The sequence below is a fragment of the Nocardia kruczakiae NBRC 101016 genome (assembly GCF_001612965.1).
Lineage (GTDB): Bacteria > Actinomycetota > Actinomycetes > Mycobacteriales > Mycobacteriaceae > Nocardia > Nocardia kruczakiae.
Map to the genome: position 1 here is coordinate 22,330 of NZ_BDBL01000063.1, position 15,033 is coordinate 37,362.

Annotated in this window: 12 protein-coding genes; 8 read left to right on the top strand and 4 right to left on the bottom strand. The window is 68.1% G+C overall.

Annotated features, from left to right (window positions below):
* Positions 1–643 precede the first annotated feature (643 nt).
* Positions 644–1,246 (bottom strand): TetR/AcrR family transcriptional regulator, encoded by a 603-nt coding sequence (locus tag NK1_RS30980; protein ID WP_063014482.1) that lies wholly within the window; start codon positions 1,244–1,246, stop codon positions 644–646.
* Positions 1,247–1,320: 74 nt separating this feature from the next.
* Here NK1_RS30980 and NK1_RS30985 point away from each other — a divergent pair, with 74 nt between their 5' ends.
* Complete coding sequence (locus NK1_RS30985; protein ID WP_063014484.1) at positions 1,321–2,550, top strand: FAD-dependent monooxygenase; 1,230 nt, start codon at positions 1,321–1,323, stop codon at positions 2,548–2,550.
* A gap of 205 nt (positions 2,551–2,755) precedes the next feature.
* Entirely contained in the window at positions 2,756–3,817 is a 1,062-nt protein-coding gene (locus tag NK1_RS30990) for an alpha/beta hydrolase (RefSeq protein ID WP_063014486.1), read from the top strand.
* 123 nt (positions 3,818–3,940) lie between these two features.
* Here NK1_RS30990 and NK1_RS30995 read toward each other — a convergent pair whose 3' ends face one another.
* Positions 3,941–5,104 carry an MFS transporter gene (locus NK1_RS30995; RefSeq protein ID WP_063014488.1) on the bottom strand — a complete coding sequence of 388 codons (1,164 nt, stop codon included), beginning with the start codon at positions 5,102–5,104 and terminating at the stop codon, positions 3,941–3,943.
* A gap of 63 nt (positions 5,105–5,167) precedes the next feature.
* Between NK1_RS30995 and NK1_RS31000 the strand changes: the two genes are divergently transcribed.
* Together NK1_RS31000 and NK1_RS31005 are read left to right on the top strand one after the other, a co-directional pair.
* On the top strand, positions 5,168–5,503 hold the full coding sequence (locus NK1_RS31000) for a MerR family transcriptional regulator (protein WP_063014490.1): 336 nt from the start codon (positions 5,168–5,170) through the stop codon (positions 5,501–5,503).
* A gap of 637 nt (positions 5,504–6,140) precedes the next feature.
* Complete coding sequence (locus tag NK1_RS31005; RefSeq protein WP_063014492.1) at positions 6,141–7,754, top strand: MFS transporter; 1,614 nt, start codon at positions 6,141–6,143, stop codon at positions 7,752–7,754.
* Between the two features lie 65 nt (positions 7,755–7,819).
* On the opposite strand, the gene NK1_RS31010 is transcribed toward NK1_RS31005, so the two are convergent.
* Positions 7,820–9,988, bottom strand: a complete 2,169-nt coding sequence (locus NK1_RS31010) for a putative bifunctional diguanylate cyclase/phosphodiesterase (protein WP_063906159.1) — start codon at positions 9,986–9,988, stop codon at positions 7,820–7,822.
* 116 nt (positions 9,989–10,104) lie between these two features.
* Between NK1_RS31010 and NK1_RS31015 the strand changes: the two genes are divergently transcribed.
* On the top strand, positions 10,105–10,911 hold the full coding sequence (locus tag NK1_RS31015) for an SAM-dependent methyltransferase (RefSeq protein WP_063014494.1): 807 nt from the start codon (positions 10,105–10,107) through the stop codon (positions 10,909–10,911).
* A gap of 65 nt (positions 10,912–10,976) precedes the next feature.
* Positions 10,977–11,393, top strand: a complete 417-nt coding sequence (locus NK1_RS31020) for a protease inhibitor I42 family protein (RefSeq protein ID WP_063014496.1) — start codon at positions 10,977–10,979, stop codon at positions 11,391–11,393.
* A gap of 89 nt (positions 11,394–11,482) precedes the next feature.
* Here NK1_RS31020 and abc-f read toward each other — a convergent pair whose 3' ends face one another.
* Positions 11,483–13,141, bottom strand: a complete 1,659-nt coding sequence (abc-f, locus tag NK1_RS31025; RefSeq protein ID WP_063014498.1) for a ribosomal protection-like ABC-F family protein — start codon at positions 13,139–13,141, stop codon at positions 11,483–11,485.
* 306 nt (positions 13,142–13,447) lie between these two features.
* On the opposite strand from abc-f, the gene NK1_RS31030 reads away from it, so the two are divergent.
* Positions 13,448–13,882 (top strand): DoxX family protein, encoded by a 435-nt coding sequence (locus NK1_RS31030; protein WP_063014500.1) that lies wholly within the window; start codon positions 13,448–13,450, stop codon positions 13,880–13,882.
* A 150-nt stretch (positions 13,883–14,032) separates the two neighbouring features.
* Positions 14,033–15,033: AAA family ATPase (locus NK1_RS31035; RefSeq protein WP_157104532.1), on the top strand; the 1,001-nt coding region annotated here is incomplete at its 3' end.

Here is a 15,033-nt window from a genome sequence, read left to right on the forward strand (position 1 = left end):
GTGCCGGTGCGGGCGGATTTTCCGTCCGCACCGGACGCTCTGCCGGTCGTGTCGATGGGAGTTCGCCGCGCCGTTCGGAGGGCACTCGTTCATTACCTCACCGACATATGCGCATTAAAACATGTATGTACGGAATGTCGGGGCAAGCCCGGCTTTGCCGCGGCGGCGACTCTCACGAGAAGGCATCGACCGGGCCGACTCGCGGCAGTTCGGTCCGTACCGCACGGTGAGGTGCAGCGAGTTGCGTTCGGGGCGGGGCGGACTCGGGGAGGGCGAGCCGGTGTCTTCGAATGCGCCCGTTTGGGTCACGATGTGAACCGCATCACGCTACGGTGAATCCGCTTGGCCCACAATCGAAGAGGTTTGCCATGTGGAGCATCGCCGTCCTGTCGGTCATCGCCGCCGCACTCATCGCCGCCGGATTTTCCGCCGGGTTCCCGGACAAGTAGTCAGCGGGGTCATGCGGCTTCGCGTCGGTGGCCCCCTGCATCGCCGTGCGGGCCGGCGATGGCACGTCATCCGGGTGCGGAAGGGTAGGGCGGATGACACCGACGCCCCGATGCTGTGCGGCCGGTCAGATATCTTTCGGCGGGCTCGAATCACCCTATGGCGCAGGGGAATACGCTGATTCCGCCTCGGACGATCACGCAGAGTCCTCCGCATCGAGCCGGTCGGCGACGAACCGGATAGCCCGGGCGAGATCGCGTCCGCGCGGCATGCTGTCCGCGTCGATCAGCTGGTGCGCCGCCAATCCGGTGAGCAGCACCTGATACAGCGCGCCGACCGCTTCGGTGTCGGTGGCCGGAGGTGTGGCGCGCGCGGTTCCCTCGGTGGGCTCGTCGAGTCCCTCGATCAGCCGTGCGAGGCCCGAGCGTGCCTCGCCGAGGTTCTCGGCCAGCCGGTCCCGGATCTCCGAGTGGGCCAGGGCGTCGAAGGTGGCCGACCAGAGGCCGCGGTGGGTGGCGAGGCTGTCGATCACCGCGTCCCACCGCGCCTCGAATCGCCCGGCCGACGGCGATGTGGCCGGTGGTGAATCCGCCACGGCCCCGGCCAATTCCGTTCCCCAGTCACGGGTGGCCTGGGCCAGCGCCTCGCCGAGCAGCGCCTCCTTGGATCCGAAGTGATAGCCGATCGCGGCCATGCTCACCCCGGCTGCCGTGGCGATATCGCGCACCGTCGTCCGGTCGTATCCCTTGTCGAAGAGGCATTGCCGGGCTCCGGCCAATAGATCCTCGCGATTTCCCATGCCCGACAGAGTAGCGCATTCGCCTTAGACAAACGTCTTGCGCGATTGCGCAAATTCGCTGTACGGTTCCCACCATGCAGCACACGAGCAACACCACAGTCCTGATCAGCGGCGCGAGCATCGCGGGCCCGGCCCTCGCGTTCTGGCTGGCCCGGTACGGTTTCGAGCCGACGATCGTGGAGAAGGCTCCGGCGTTGCGGGTCGGCGGTCAGGCCATCGACGTGCTGGGCACGGCCACCGAGGTGGTTCGCCGGATGGGTCTGCTGGACCGGGTGCACGAACGCAGCACCGGCAAGCGCGGCACCTCCTACGTCGATGCCGGCGGGCGGGTGCGCGCGAGTATCGACAGCGAGACCTTCAACGGCGTCGGCGCGGACGGCGATACCGAGATTCAGCGCGGCGATCTGGCGGAGGTGCTGTACGAGGCGACGCACGACGACGTCGAGTATCTGTTCGGCGATTCGATCGCCGCGCTCACGCAGGACGAGGGCGGTGTGCACGTGATCTTCGAGAATGCGGCACCGCGCACGTTCGACCTGGTGATCGGTGCCGACGGCGTGCATTCGAACACCCGCACGCTGGCGTTCGGGCCGGAGTCGCGGTTCCTGCGCCACATGGGTTACTACATCTCGATCTACACGATCCCCAATGTGCTCGATCTGGACCATTGGGAACTCGACTACAACTCGCCCGGCAAGATCGCCGGCAGTTACAGTGCGCGTTCGAATACCGAGGCGAAGGCGATCTTCGCGTGGGCCTCGGACCGGCTCGACTACGACTACCGCGATACCGCCCGTCAGCGTGAGATTCTCTCCGAAACGTTCGCCGGTGAGGGCTGGGAGGTGCCGACCCTGCTCGAGCATCTGCCCGCGGCGCCGGACTTCTACTTCGATGCGATGGCTCAGATCCGGATGCCGACGTGGTCGTCGGGCCGGGTCGCGCTGGTCGGCGACGCGGGCTACTGCGCATCGCCGCTGTCGGGGCAGGGTGCGGATCTGTCGCTGGTCGGCGCCTATGTGCTGGCCGCCGAACTGGCCGCGACTCGTGATGATCATCGGGCGGCGTTCGCGCGCTACGAGGAACGGATGCGACCGATGGTCGACGCGTGTCAGAAGTTCGCCCAGGGTGTCGGCGCGTGGTACGCGCCCAGCAGCAAGGCGATGATCGGGTTCCGCAACCTCAACGTGCGGATGCTGCGTTACCTGCCGTGGCGCGGACTGATCGGCGGGGCGCCGCAGAAGGTCGCGCGCACGATCGCGCTGGACGATCGGGAAACGCGGACACCGGACACCTCCGCCGCGTGACCGTCATGTCTGTTATGCGAAACCGATCGGTCGGAAATAAACATCACATTTCAGTAACGGTGCCGAAGAGGTGGTCGATACGGGCGTGACACGCGCAGTGCGGCGGACCCCGGCGAGGCAGGGGGTCGGGGCGGCGGCACTGGGCACCGTCGCGGCCGGGCGGGGGCACGGCCTGCGGCGTTCGATCACGAAAGGTTGCTGTGACATGCGAAGATTGCGTCGGCAGAGATCCGGCCGCTCCGGTGCGAGGCCGGGGCGGACCCTGCTCGCCTTGGCCCTGGCTCTGTTCGTACCGCTGACCGCGGCGGTATCGGGCCAGCTCCCGCGGGCCGCGGCGGCCTTCGATCCCTCCGGCTTCGACTTCTGGGTCGATTCGAGTATGGGGCCGGTCAAATCGCGCGTCTTCCGCGCCGCCGACGGCAATACCGACCGCGTCGTCTACGCCCTCGACGGCATGCGCGCTCGCGAGGACCTCAACGGCTGGGAGATCGAGACCGATATCGCCCGCCTGCTGACCTCGTGGAATATCAACGTGGTGATGCCGGTCGGCGGTCAGTCCAGCTTCTACGCCGACTGGAACGCGCCGTCGAGCTTCCTCGGCGTCGCGCCGGGCTCGGGCTCCTCGTCCGGTTCGACCTCGGGATCCGGTGCGCTGCAGGCATTTTCGGCCGGACCGGGTAAGTCCTACACTTACAAGTGGGAAACCTTCCTGACGCAGAACCTGCGCGGCGCACTGCGTGACCGCCTGGGATTCCGGGCCGACCGCAACGGCGTCTTCGGCCTGTCGATGGGCGGTAGTGCCGCGCTGACCCTGGCCGCCTACCATCCCGACCAGTTCAGCTTCGCCGGATCCTTCTCCGGGTACCTGAATATCTCGGCGCCGGGTATGCGCGAGGCGATCCGCGTCGCGATGCTCGATGCCGGCGGTTACAACGTCGATGCGATGGCTCCGCCGTGGGGCCCGCAGTGGCTGCGGATGGACCCGTTCGTCTTCGCGCCCAGGCTGATTCAGAACAACACACGGCTGTGGATCTCGGCCGGCAGCGGCATCCCCACCGCCACCGACGGACCGAATATGGGCACCGTCAACGGCATGGGGCTCGAGGCCCTGGCACTGGTGAACACCCGCGCGTTCCAGGTGCGGATGGCATCCCTGGGCGCGCAGAACATCGCCTACGACTTCCCGGCCGCGGGCATCCACGCCTGGAACAACTGGCGTGACGAGGTGTACCGGATGGCTCCGGACCTGTCGGCGAATATCGGCTGACACGGACTCGGCGCAGTCCTGTACGGTGCAAGCCGGCTTCGGCCGCGATACCGGGGAAACGTGACCCGTCGGTGTCGTCGCGTGTGCGACGACACCGACGGGTTTCCTTTCCGGGCTTCGAGATCACTCCGCCATCGCGGCTGCGTCTTCGGGGTGCGGCGCACGCGGGGCAGTGACCGTCATGAGCAGGCCGCAGGCGGTGAGGCCGGCGGCGACCAGGTAGAGCGGGCGGGGACCTGCGGGGGAGTCGGCGATCAGTCCGCCGACGACGCCCGCAGCGGCGGCGGCGAGCTGGTAGCCGGAGGCGTTGACGGCCATGGCCAGGGTGGGGGCCGCGGCGGCGGTTCGCAGCACGCGTGCCTGCATGCCGGGGATGACGGCGAAGCCGAGCAGGCCGATCACCACCACCGCGACCACGGTGAGCGCGGTGACGGTCGCGACGAACCACGCTGCCACGAACGTCACGGCCAGCAACCCGAGCAGCGCGGGCTGGGCGAACCGGGGGTTGCGGTCGTAGAGTGTGCCGCCGACGAGGTTGCCGATGGTCGCGCCGACACCGTAGGCGAGCAGCAGCAGTGGCAAGCGTCCGGCGGGATGGCCGCCCAGGTTCGTGAGCAGCGGGGCGAGGTAGCTGAACACCATCAGCGCTCCGACGTTGCCGACCGCGGTGATCGCCAGCGCCACCAGCACCGGCCCCCGCCGCAGGACCCGCAACTCGGCGACGGCCGAGGTCCCTTCCGCCGCGGCCGCGGGTGGGAACGTCCGGGCGATCGACACCAGCCCGATCAGGCATGCGACCGCGATCGTGGCGAATGTCGCCCGCCACCCCCACTGACTGCCGATTCGAGTGCCGATCGGTGCGCCGAGAATCATCGCCAGGTTCATGCCGAATGCCAACCGCGCCACCATTGTTCCGGCGCGTTCGGGCGCCGCGGACTGTACCGCGATCACGACGGCCTGGGCGAAGAACGTCGAAGTCACCAGCGCGGTGAGCAACCGGGCCGCCAGCAGCAATCGGAAATCGGGTGCGAGAGCGGAAACCGCGTTGCCGACGACCGCGACGGCCAGCAATGCCACCATCAACCGTTTCCGGTCGATGCCGGCCGTCACCGCGGTGAGGAGCGGGCCACCGACGATCATGCCGACCGCGTACGCGGTGACCAGCAGGCCGGCGGCGCCGACGGTGACACCGAGATCGGCGGCGACCTCGGGCAGGATCCCGGCGACGACGAATTCGCCGGTGGTGACGCTGAATACGCAGAATATGAGGATGCCGAGTCGAAGCATGCCGGGACGCTAAACTCTCACGTCGACGTGAGAGTCAAGTCCGCACAGTGAACGGAGCGCCGGGTGAAGATCGGAGAGTTGGCCGAGCGGACCGGGGTGAGTGTGCGCGCACTGCGCTACTACGAGGAACGAGGTGTCCTGAAGCCGGAGCGAACCGCCACCGGATACCGCGTCTTCGGTGACTCCGACATCCGCACGGTGGGCCACATCCGCACCCTGCTCGCGGCCGGCCTGCACATGGACCTCATCGGCGAAATCCTCTCGTGCCTGTCCGGCGATTCCCTGCTGTTGGACGGCTGCCGCGAACGACTGGAGGTCGAGCGTCGCCGGATCACCGGTGATATCGACCGGCTCGTCCACACCCGGTCGCTGCTGGACGACCTGCTCGCGACCACTTAGCACCTCGGCGCAGCCGTCGTCGTTGAGGAAGAAGATCTCGCGGCACAGCGACGTGCACACGCCGTGATCGCCGTAGCGGTCGGAATCGACGAATACCTTCACAGGCATAGGGTTCGAGCCCGCCCACCGAGGTCGTCAGGACGACGGAGCCCACACGATTGTCCGCGAGTAGCTGGGGTCGGAACGGCCCACCGACACCGACGAGGTCGCCCCGCTCGCGCTGTCGGGTCTGCCGCGAATCCTGGTGATGGAGAACAACTTCGGCTTCACACCGGGACACGTGGAGCTGCTGGCCCCTGGTCGAGCACTATCTCGACATCCTGGAGCCGCCGGCAGCGAAGCCTGCCGACGACTAAGGGGCGCCCGGTGCCACGGCGTGCCGGTCGAACCCTCTCACCCGCACAGATTTCCGGAGTCGAACGCCACTCCGAAGATGTGGCCCAGCCGCTCTCCTTCGAACAAGAGCAGGAACAAGCCGTAGTACACATCGAGCATCAGAGCATTGTGCACTGCCGCGGTGTCGTACGGCGTCGAGATGCGCGAGTTCGGTCCCACTGAGCGGGTTCGGTGATATTCGGACCATCCGGAATGTGACACGGTTCACGCCATCTTGTTCACCTGTCACTCCGGAGGGCACATGTCCACCTCCCTCGAAGCGACGACACCGTCGGAGCCGGTCGATACGACCGGCCGTCTCGACGGTGCGTCCACACTTCGCATCTTCACCGTGCTCGCGGTGATCGTGCTGTTCACCGAGGTCGCCCCCATGCAATTCGTCATGGTGTCGGCGGCACTGCGCCAGATCGCGCCGACCTTCCCCGACCAGGGCGCGAACATCAACTGGGCGATCATCATCTTCGGCGTCATCGGCGCCGCGGCCTCACCGCTCGTCGGCAAGATGAGCGACATCTGGGGCAAGAAGCGAATGTTCATGCTCTGCGGGGTGCTGTTCCTGATCGGCTGCGCGCTGTGCGCGATCACCAGCAACTGGATGCTCTTCCTGCTCGGCCGGGGTCTGCAGGCCACCGCGATCGCCACCGCGGTGATCTCCTACGGCCTGATCCGCGACCTCATGCCGCGCAAGTATGTGCCGATCGGGCTGGGTGTCGCCTCCACCGGCCTGGGTGTTTCGGCCGTGGCCGGACCGCTGATCGGCGGCTACATCGTCGATCACCACAGCTGGCGGGCGATCTTCTGGTTCCTGTTCGTCTTCACCGTGATCATGCTGCCGCTGGTCGCGCTGATCGTGCCGGAGTCGCGGCTGCGTACGCCGCAGCGGCTGGACTTCATCGGTGCGGTGCTGCTGGCCGCGGGTGCGGTGCTGACGCTGATCTACCTGGACAAGGGTCAGGATTGGGGGTGGGCGAAGCCGTCCACGCTCGCCTGGCTGGTCGGCGGGCTGGTGCTGCTGGCCGCTTTCCCGATCGTGGAAATGCGTGTGCGGCAACCGATCATGGATATGAAGCTGCTGTTCCACCCGCGGGTGAGTGTGGTGCTGTTCGTCGCGCTACTGGCGTCGTTCACGATCGGATACCAGGGCTACGCGGTGGGGTACATGACCCAGTCGCCGCCCGCGGCGGACGTCACCGCCGGTGTCGTGCAGGGCACGCTCGCCGAGATCCACGCCCAGACCGGGCAGATGTTGCCGGCGCAGGCCGTGCAGGTGAGCCTGAATCCGGGCTACACCTACGGCGACAATCTGACGCTGCTCGGATATGCGGTGCACGTGGCCCTGGCGCAGGCGGTGATCGGCATGATCGCCGGCCTGATCGGCGGCTTCTGGATTCGCCGCTCCGGCGCCCGGATGCCGCTGATGTCGGCGCTGGTGGTGATGGTGCTCAGCGGGCTGGCCTATGCGGTCCTCGATCACGGCTGGAGTGTGATCGCGCTGATCAGCGCCGTGTACGGCCTCGCCTTCGGCCTGTACTACGCCTCGACGCCGAACCTCATCGTGGAGGGCGTCCCGGCCGAACAGCAGGGCATCAGCGCGGGCATGCTCGGGGTGATGCAGTCGATGGGCGCCGCGATCGGCATCGCGGTGGCGACCGCGTTCCTCAACGCCAATCCGGTGCGCGCCGATATCTCGGTGGCGGGAAACCATGTGGCCACCAAGGATATTCCGCTGTTGTTCGCCGACCGCGGATACGAGCTGGGCTTCTACTTCGTGGCCGTGTCCGCGGCGATCGCGCTCGTGGGTGTCGTGTTCATGAAGCACGGCCGCAGCGCGGCCACCGGTGGTACGGCGTACTGATTCCGGGCCGAACGCGGGCGGTGCGGTGACCGGCGACGGACACCGCACCGCTCGCGTGCGTCGGGTCAGCGGCCGTGCGGATTCGGCAGCGAGCCCGGCAGTTCGAGCGGCAGCGCCCCCGGCTCGACGAGTTCGCGGGCGAGCAGGTCCGCGATCACGTCGGCGTGCACCGGATGGTGGAAGTACCAGCCCTGGGCGGTATCGCACTGCAGTCCGAGCAGCCGATCGGCCTGATGCCGGGTCTCCACACATTCGGCGGTCACGCTCAGGCCCAGATCGTGGCTGAGGTCGATGATCGTCTCCAGGATCAGCAGATCGCTGCGGCCGACCGTGCCGGCATTGCGGATGCGATGGATGAACGGCCCGGCCAGTTTCACCACGTGCAGCGGAAGCTGGCCCAGATAGGCGAGATTGGAATAGCCGGTGCCGAAATCGTCGATGGCGATGCGGATTCCGGATTCGGCGAGGGTGTGCAGCGCCTGCAGCGGCCGCCCGATCGCATGCATGAAGGTGCGCTCGGTGAGTTCCAATTGCAGCCGGTCCGGCGGGATTCCGGTGTCGGCCACGATCTTCTGCACCCGCTCGAGCCAGGCCGGATCGGCGACCTCCTCCGCCGAGACGTTCACGCTGACCACCGGCGCCTTGTCGCCGAAGCGGTCGCACCAGCGCCGTCCCTCCCGGCACGCCTGCTCGAGCACCACCGTGCCGAGCGCGATGATGTGGCCGCCGCCCTCGGCCAGGTCGATGAACCGTGCGGGACTGAGAATTCCCAGCTGGGGGTGGTGCCAGCGCACCAGCGCCTCCACCGCGACCGGCCGATGGTCGCCGAGATCGACGATCGGCTGGTAGTCGAGGAAGAATTCGCCGCGGGCCAGCGCGCCCGGGAGATCGGCGAGCAGTTCGGCGCGGGTGTGCTCTCGGCGGCGCCGGCTGGGGTCGAAGACCGCGTAGCGGCCGCGGCCGTCGGTCTTGGCCCAGTACATGGTCGAATCGGCGGCCTGCAGTAGCTCTTCGGTGGTGGTTTCGGCGGCCTGTTCGGAGATGACGCCGATGCTGACCCCGATCCGCAACCGGTGCCCGTCGATGTCGAACGGCACGGTGAACGCGTCGAGCACCGTGCGGGCCAGATCGATCAGTTCCCGCCGGCGCCGCGTGCGGGGCACCAGGATGACGAATTCGTCGCCGCCCATACGGGCCACGAGATTGTTCTCCCCGACCGCGCACGCGCACAGCCGGGCCGCCGCGCGGGTGAGCAGTTCGTCACCGATGGAATGGCCGAAGGTGTCGTTGACAGCCTTGAAATGGTCGAGGTCGACGTAGCACAGGCCGACTCGCGCGTCCGGGTCGGCGAAGGCTTCGGTGAGGGCGTCGAAGAACCGGGACCGGTTGGCCAGCCCGGTGAGCGGATCGTGATGGGCGCGGTAGCTGAGCCGCTCGCGCAGCTCGCGCTGTTCGGAGATGTCCTCGACCAGGACCAGCGTGTACTGCGGCCGGCCGTGATCGTCACGGATCAGCGAGACGTTGATATTGGTCCACACGGTGTGCCCGTCGCGATGGCGATAGGCCTTCTCCATCTGCGCATGCTCGTGATCCCCGCGCAGCACCCCCGCGTACAGCTCCCACATGCCCGGCGGATCGTCGGGATGGGTGAGGTCGGTGACCTCGAGTTCGTACATCTGTTCCGGTTCGTAGCCGAGCATGGCGGCGAACGCGTTGTTGACCTCGATGATCCGGCCGGTCATATCCGACAGCCCCGTGCCGATCCCGGCCTGGGAGAACACGGCCCGCAATCGGGCCTCACTGGCACGCAACTGTTCCTCCACCACACTGCGCGCCGCGATATCAGCGGTGCGCACACTTTCCTGTTCGCTGAGCAGCCAGGCCCGGAACGCTCGCACGTAACCACCGGCGAAGGCGCCGATCAATTCCGCGGCCCGGCCGGAGGCGATGTCGAGTTCGGCGAAGTAGGTGGCCAGCACCGTCATGGTGCGGCCGAGAACCTCGTCGCCGACGAAATGAGCGCGGGCCAGATCGCCGCCCAGTTCGGCGACCCGCGCGGTACCGCCGGAGTCGGCGGCGTCGGTCAACCCCCGGGCGAGGGTGAGCAGCAACTGGTGGGCCTCGGAAACGCTCATGGGTACGACGTGATCGCGGACCCCGCCGCCGAGCGCCGCTGCCCATCGGTGCGCCAGGTCGGCGTGCGGACCGTCGTGTTCGGACCCATCCCACGCCATGTCGATGATGGTAGCCGGGGCGTGGACTTCATGTGAACCGCGGGAGTTTCGCACGTGTGTCGAATACGATTGCGTGGCTTCGCCTTCCGGCGGGGTTGAATTCCAGAGAGGTTGCGATGACCAGACCTAGTTGGGCGCCGGAAGGCATCGACCTGGATCGGCCCAGCGCATCCCGGGTGTACGACTATTTCGTCGGCGGGATGCACAATTTCGAGATCGATCGCACACTGGCACGCCAGATCGAATCGTTCACTCCGAATGTCGCCGAAACCATGCGCGCCAACCGAGATCTGTTGCGTCGCTGCGTGCGTCATCTGGTCGACGCCGGTATCACGCAATTCCTGGATCTCGGCTCGGGCATTCCGACCGTCGGCAATGTGCACGAGGTGGCGCAGGCGCGCAATCCGCAGGCGCGGGTCGTCTACGTCGATATCGATCCGGTGGCGGTGGCGCACAGCCGGGCGATTCTGGACGGCAACCCGCATGCGGCGGTCGTGCAGGCCGATGTCGCCGAGCCGGACACGATTCTGCACGATCCGCTGGTGCGCGAGGTGCTGGACTTCGACCGGCCGATCGCCGTATTGCTCTTGGGAGTCCTGCATTTCGTCCCGGACGAGGCCGATCCGGCGGGATGTGTGGCACGGCTGCAGCAGGCCGTCGCCCCGGGCAGCTATCTGGCGATCACCCATGCCACCGCCGACGGGCAGCCGGTCGAAGTGCTGGAGGCGCAGAAGCTCTCGGGGCGCACCTCGACCGAGATCGTGCTGCGCGACAGAAACCATATCGCGGGATTCTTCCACGACTGGCCGTTGCTGGAACCAGGACTGGTGCATCTGCCGTTGTGGCGGCCGGACAATCCGGCCGACGTGGGGGAGCATCCCGAATTCTCCGGTGCCTATGGCGGTTTGGCGTTGCTGAGCTGAGCACGACTGTAGGGTGTGGACGCCCGTTTGAATATGGAAGGAATGCGGTGCGTACACCTTTGCTGATGGTTGTGTTCGGTCTGGCGCTGACGGCCGGTGGGGCGAATGCGGTTGCCGGGGCCGACCCGATTCCCGCGGTGCCCGGTGCCGTGCAGGCGGTATCGGAGCCGATCATCGTCGGTACCGACGGCGACGGCGGGACCACGACCCTCGACGTCGGTCAGGAACTGGCGGTGGCCCTGCCCGACAACCCGACGACCGGTTACGTCTGGCAGATCGGTGAGGTCGACCGCGGGGTGCTCGCCCAGGAGGGTGACCCGGTGTTCCGGCCGGGCAGCTCGATGCCGGGCGCGCCCGGTACCAGTGTGTGGACCTTCACCGCTGCCCGCGCCGGCAGCACCCGGCTCAGCCTGGTGTCGGTGCGGCCGTGGGACCAGGCCAACCCGGGCCAGCGGTTCTCGATGACGGTCACCGTGCGGTAATACCGCCGGTATCGATACGGCCCGTCACCGGAAGGGACGGGCCGTTCGCGTGTCCAGGGCCGCCGTACCGCCGCCGGGTCGGACACGTATCACCGGTGCGGCGGTTCGTGTCCTGGTGTCGCCGTAAGGGTGTCGTCGAGCAGGCGGCCGTCCGCGAGTCGCAGCCGACGGCTCACCCGCACCTCGGCGAGGAACCGTTCGTCGTGACTGACGACCACGATCGCGCCCCGATAGGACTCCAGGGCGCCGACCAGCTGCCCCACGCTCACCAGATCCAGATTGTTGGTGGGTTCGTCGAGCAGCAACAGCTGCGGCGCCGGTTCGGCGAACAGCACGCAGGCCAGGGTAGCCCGCAGTCGCTCCCCGCCGGAGAGGACACCGACCGGCAGGTGGGCGCGGGAGCCGCGGAACAGGAAGCGCGCCAACAGGTTCATCCGCTGCGCGGCGGGCAGGTGCGGCGCGGCGGCCGCCAGATTCTGCGCCACGGTCCGGCCGGGGTCGAGCAGGTCGAGCCGCTGGGACAGGTAGGCGATGCGACCGTCGGCGCGGGTGACGGTCCCGCTGTCGGGGGTGAGGTCGCCGTGCACGATGCGCAGCAGCGTGGATTTGCCCGCGCCGTTGGGTCCGGTGAGGGCGATGCGCTCGGGTCCGCGGATGGCGAGATCGGCGCCCTCGCCGGCGAACAACTCGCGGTCGCCGAAGCGGAACCGGATGTGCTCGGCGGCGAACAGGGTGCGCCCGGCCGGGACCTCGGTATCGGGCAGGTTCAGCACGATGCGCTGTTCCTCGCGCAGCGCCCGCCCGGCTTCGTCGAGGCGGTTCTTCGCGGCGTCGAGACGAGCGCCGTGGGTTTCGTTCGCGCGTCCCGCCGACTGCTGTGCGTTGCGTTTCATGGTGCCGGCGAAGATCTTCGGCAGTCCGGCGTTGCCGAGATTGCGTTGCGCGTTGCTCGCCCGGCGCGCGGCGCGTTCGCGGGCCTGCTGCAATTCCCGTTTCTCGCGTTTGACCTCCTGTTCGGCGGTGCGGATGTTCTTTTCCGCCACCGCCTGCTCGGCCTGCACCGCCTGCTCGTACGCGGTGAAACTGCCTCCGTAATAACGGATTTCGCCGTCGTGGAGTTCGGCGATGCGATCGGTGCGGTCGAGCAGGGCGCGGTCGTGGCTGACCAGCAGCAGGCAGCCGTTCCAGTCGGTGAGCACGTCGTAGAGCTGATGGCGGGCCTCGAGGTCGAGATTGTTGGTCGGTTCGTCGAGCAACAGCACGTCCGGTCGCCGCAGCAGCTGGGCGGCCAGGCCGAGTGAGACGATCTGCCCGCCGCTGAGGGTGTGCATCCGCCGGTCGAACGGCAGCTCGCCCAGCCCGAGCCGGTCGAGTTGGGCGCGCGTGCGTTCCTCGATGTCCCAGTCGGCGCCGATGGTGGTGAAATGCCGCTCCTCGGTGTCGCCGGATTCGACGGCGGCCAGCGCGGCCAGCACCGGTGCGATGCCGAGGACTTCGGCGACGGTCGGTTCTCCGGTCAGGGGCAGATTCTGCGGCAGGTATCCGAGGATGCCGTCGACGGTGATGCTGCCCGCCGAGGGGGTCAGCTCGCCGGCGATCAGGCGCAGCAGGGTGGTCTTTCCGGCGCCGTTGGGAGCGACCAGGCCGGTCCGCCCGCCCGGCACGCTGAAGGACAGATCCCGGAACACCGGAGTGTCGTCGGGCCAGGTGAACGACAGATTCGAACAGACGATGAAGGCATCGGACATGAGTGAGACCTCGAAAGTCGTTGCGGCACGGTGTAATCGCGCCACAGGGTGATCGGGTGAACGACGACATGGCCACGTCGGCGACGCCGCGTGCGCCTACCGGTGGCCGTGACTTCCGGGTCTATCCGGAGATGTCGAGTTCACCAACCATGTCTGGTCTCCTTGATCTACCGACTCCGCCCGACGATAACAGCCAGACCGTATCTCGCGGAAAAGGGCGAGGTCGGATTACCTCGTGCGTTGACAGGTCGCCGCGACAGGCTTAATCTTGACAGTGTCAAGATGGACCGATCCGGAGGGTGTCCCATGGCCCCGCTCGTCGTACTCGTCGTCGTCACCGCACTGGCCCGGCTCGCCGGTGCGATCGACCTCGCCGACTGGCTCGATTCGTGGCCGCACGCCCTGCGCGTCGGACTGGCCGCGATGTTCCTGCTGACCGCGTCGGCCCACTTCCAGCAGCCGCGGCGTGACGCGCTGATCGCGATGGTCCCGCCCGGGCTGCCGTCCGCCGCCGGGCTGGTGACGCTGACCGGTGTTCTCGAGGCGGCGGGCGCGGTCGGACTGCTGATACCGCCGGTCGCGCCCGTCGCCGCCGCCGGTCTGATCGTCCTGCTGATCGCGATGTTCCCGGCGAATGTGCGGGCCGCCCGGGCCGATCTGGGGATCAAGACCATGCCGCTGCCGTTGCGCACGGCCGTGCAGGTGGTGTTCATCGCCGCTGCCGTCGCCGCGGCGTTCTGATCGTTCCCGGCCGGTGACCGCGCACCGGAGTCCGCTCCGCCATCCGGAGAACCGATAGTGTCGACAGCGCGCCGAGGTCACTCGGCGTGTTGCTATCACCCGCGGTGACCGGCGTCGCCGGGCGCCGGGACCGGACAGGAGTGTTCACGGATGTCGCTGGTCGGCCGGGAATCGGAACTCAAATATCTGGACGAAGCGATCGCCGGCATCGAGGAGCGCGGCGGCGTCGTCGTCATCGCGGGCGAAGCGGGGATCGGTAAAACCGCGCTGCTGCAGGAAGTTACGTCGATGGCCACGCTGGCCGGTGTCCGGACCGTGGCCGTGACCGCGACCGAGGCCGAACAGCAGCTGCCGTACGCGGGTGTGCACCAGATCGTCTTCCCGCTGCGGTCCGGTCTCGATGCGCTGCCACCCACCCACGCCGCGGCCCTGAACGCCGCCCTCGGATTCGCGGACGCGGCCGCGCCGAACGAATATCTGATCGGTTCGGCGCTGCTGACCCTGCTCAGCGATCGGGCGGCCGAACAACCGCTGCTGCTGGTGGTGGAGGACCTGCACTGGCTCGATGCCGCCACCGCCGGGGTGCTCGCCTTCCTCGCGCGCCGGCTGGAATCCGAGCCGATTCTGCTGGTCGCCTCCACCCGGGACGCGGATACGGCGCTGACGCCGGCCGGACATGCGACGCTGGCGCTGTCGCGGCTGGCCGAGGAGGATGCGCGGCAGCTGCTCGACAGCGTCGCCCCCGGCCTCGACGATCAGCGGCGGGAACGGGTACTGGCGGCAGCGGCAGGAAACCCGTTGGCGCTGAAGGAATTACCGTCGGCCACCGACCGGCCGGACGCGCCGCTACCGCTCACCGAGCGTCTGGAACGCGCCTTCGGTCTGCGGGCCGATCAGCTGCCCGAGACGACCCGCACCGCCCTCCTGCTCGCCGCACTCGACGAACTCTCGGTGGAACAGACCCTGGCGGCCGCCGCGGTGCTGACCGACGGCCCGGTCGAGGACGCGGAGCTGACCCCCGCCGTCGCCGCCGGGCTGATCGAGATCGATTCCGGCGCAGTGCGATTCCGGCATCCGCTGATGCGTTCCGCGATCCCCGCCGCGGCGCGACCGGCCACCCGGCGCGCCGCCCACCGAGCCCTGGCCTCGAC

What these genes read in the sequence shown, in the direction of transcription:
- NK1_RS30980 (WP_063014482.1), bottom strand. Translation starts at nt 1,246, where the DNA reads ATGGGAAATCGCGAGGATCTATTGGCCGGAGCCCGGCAATGCCTCTTC.
- NK1_RS30985 (WP_063014484.1), top strand. Translation starts at nt 1,321, where the DNA reads ATGCAGCACACGAGCAACACCACAGTCCTGATCAGCGGCGCGAGCATC.
- NK1_RS30990 (WP_063014486.1), top strand. Translation starts at nt 2,756, where the DNA reads ATGCGAAGATTGCGTCGGCAGAGATCCGGCCGCTCCGGTGCGAGGCCG.
- NK1_RS30995 (WP_063014488.1), bottom strand. Translation starts at nt 5,104, where the DNA reads ATGCTTCGACTCGGCATCCTCATATTCTGCGTATTCAGCGTCACCACC.
- NK1_RS31005 (WP_063014492.1), top strand. Translation starts at nt 6,141, where the DNA reads ATGTCCACCTCCCTCGAAGCGACGACACCGTCGGAGCCGGTCGATACG.
- NK1_RS31010 (WP_063906159.1), bottom strand. Translation starts at nt 9,988, where the DNA reads ATGGCGTGGGATGGGTCCGAACACGACGGTCCGCACGCCGACCTGGCG.
- NK1_RS31015 (WP_063014494.1), top strand. Translation starts at nt 10,105, where the DNA reads ATGACCAGACCTAGTTGGGCGCCGGAAGGCATCGACCTGGATCGGCCC.
- NK1_RS31020 (WP_063014496.1), top strand. Translation starts at nt 10,977, where the DNA reads ATGGTTGTGTTCGGTCTGGCGCTGACGGCCGGTGGGGCGAATGCGGTT.
- abc-f (WP_063014498.1), bottom strand. Translation starts at nt 13,141, where the DNA reads ATGTCCGATGCCTTCATCGTCTGTTCGAATCTGTCGTTCACCTGGCCC.
- NK1_RS31030 (WP_063014500.1), top strand. Translation starts at nt 13,448, where the DNA reads ATGGCCCCGCTCGTCGTACTCGTCGTCGTCACCGCACTGGCCCGGCTC.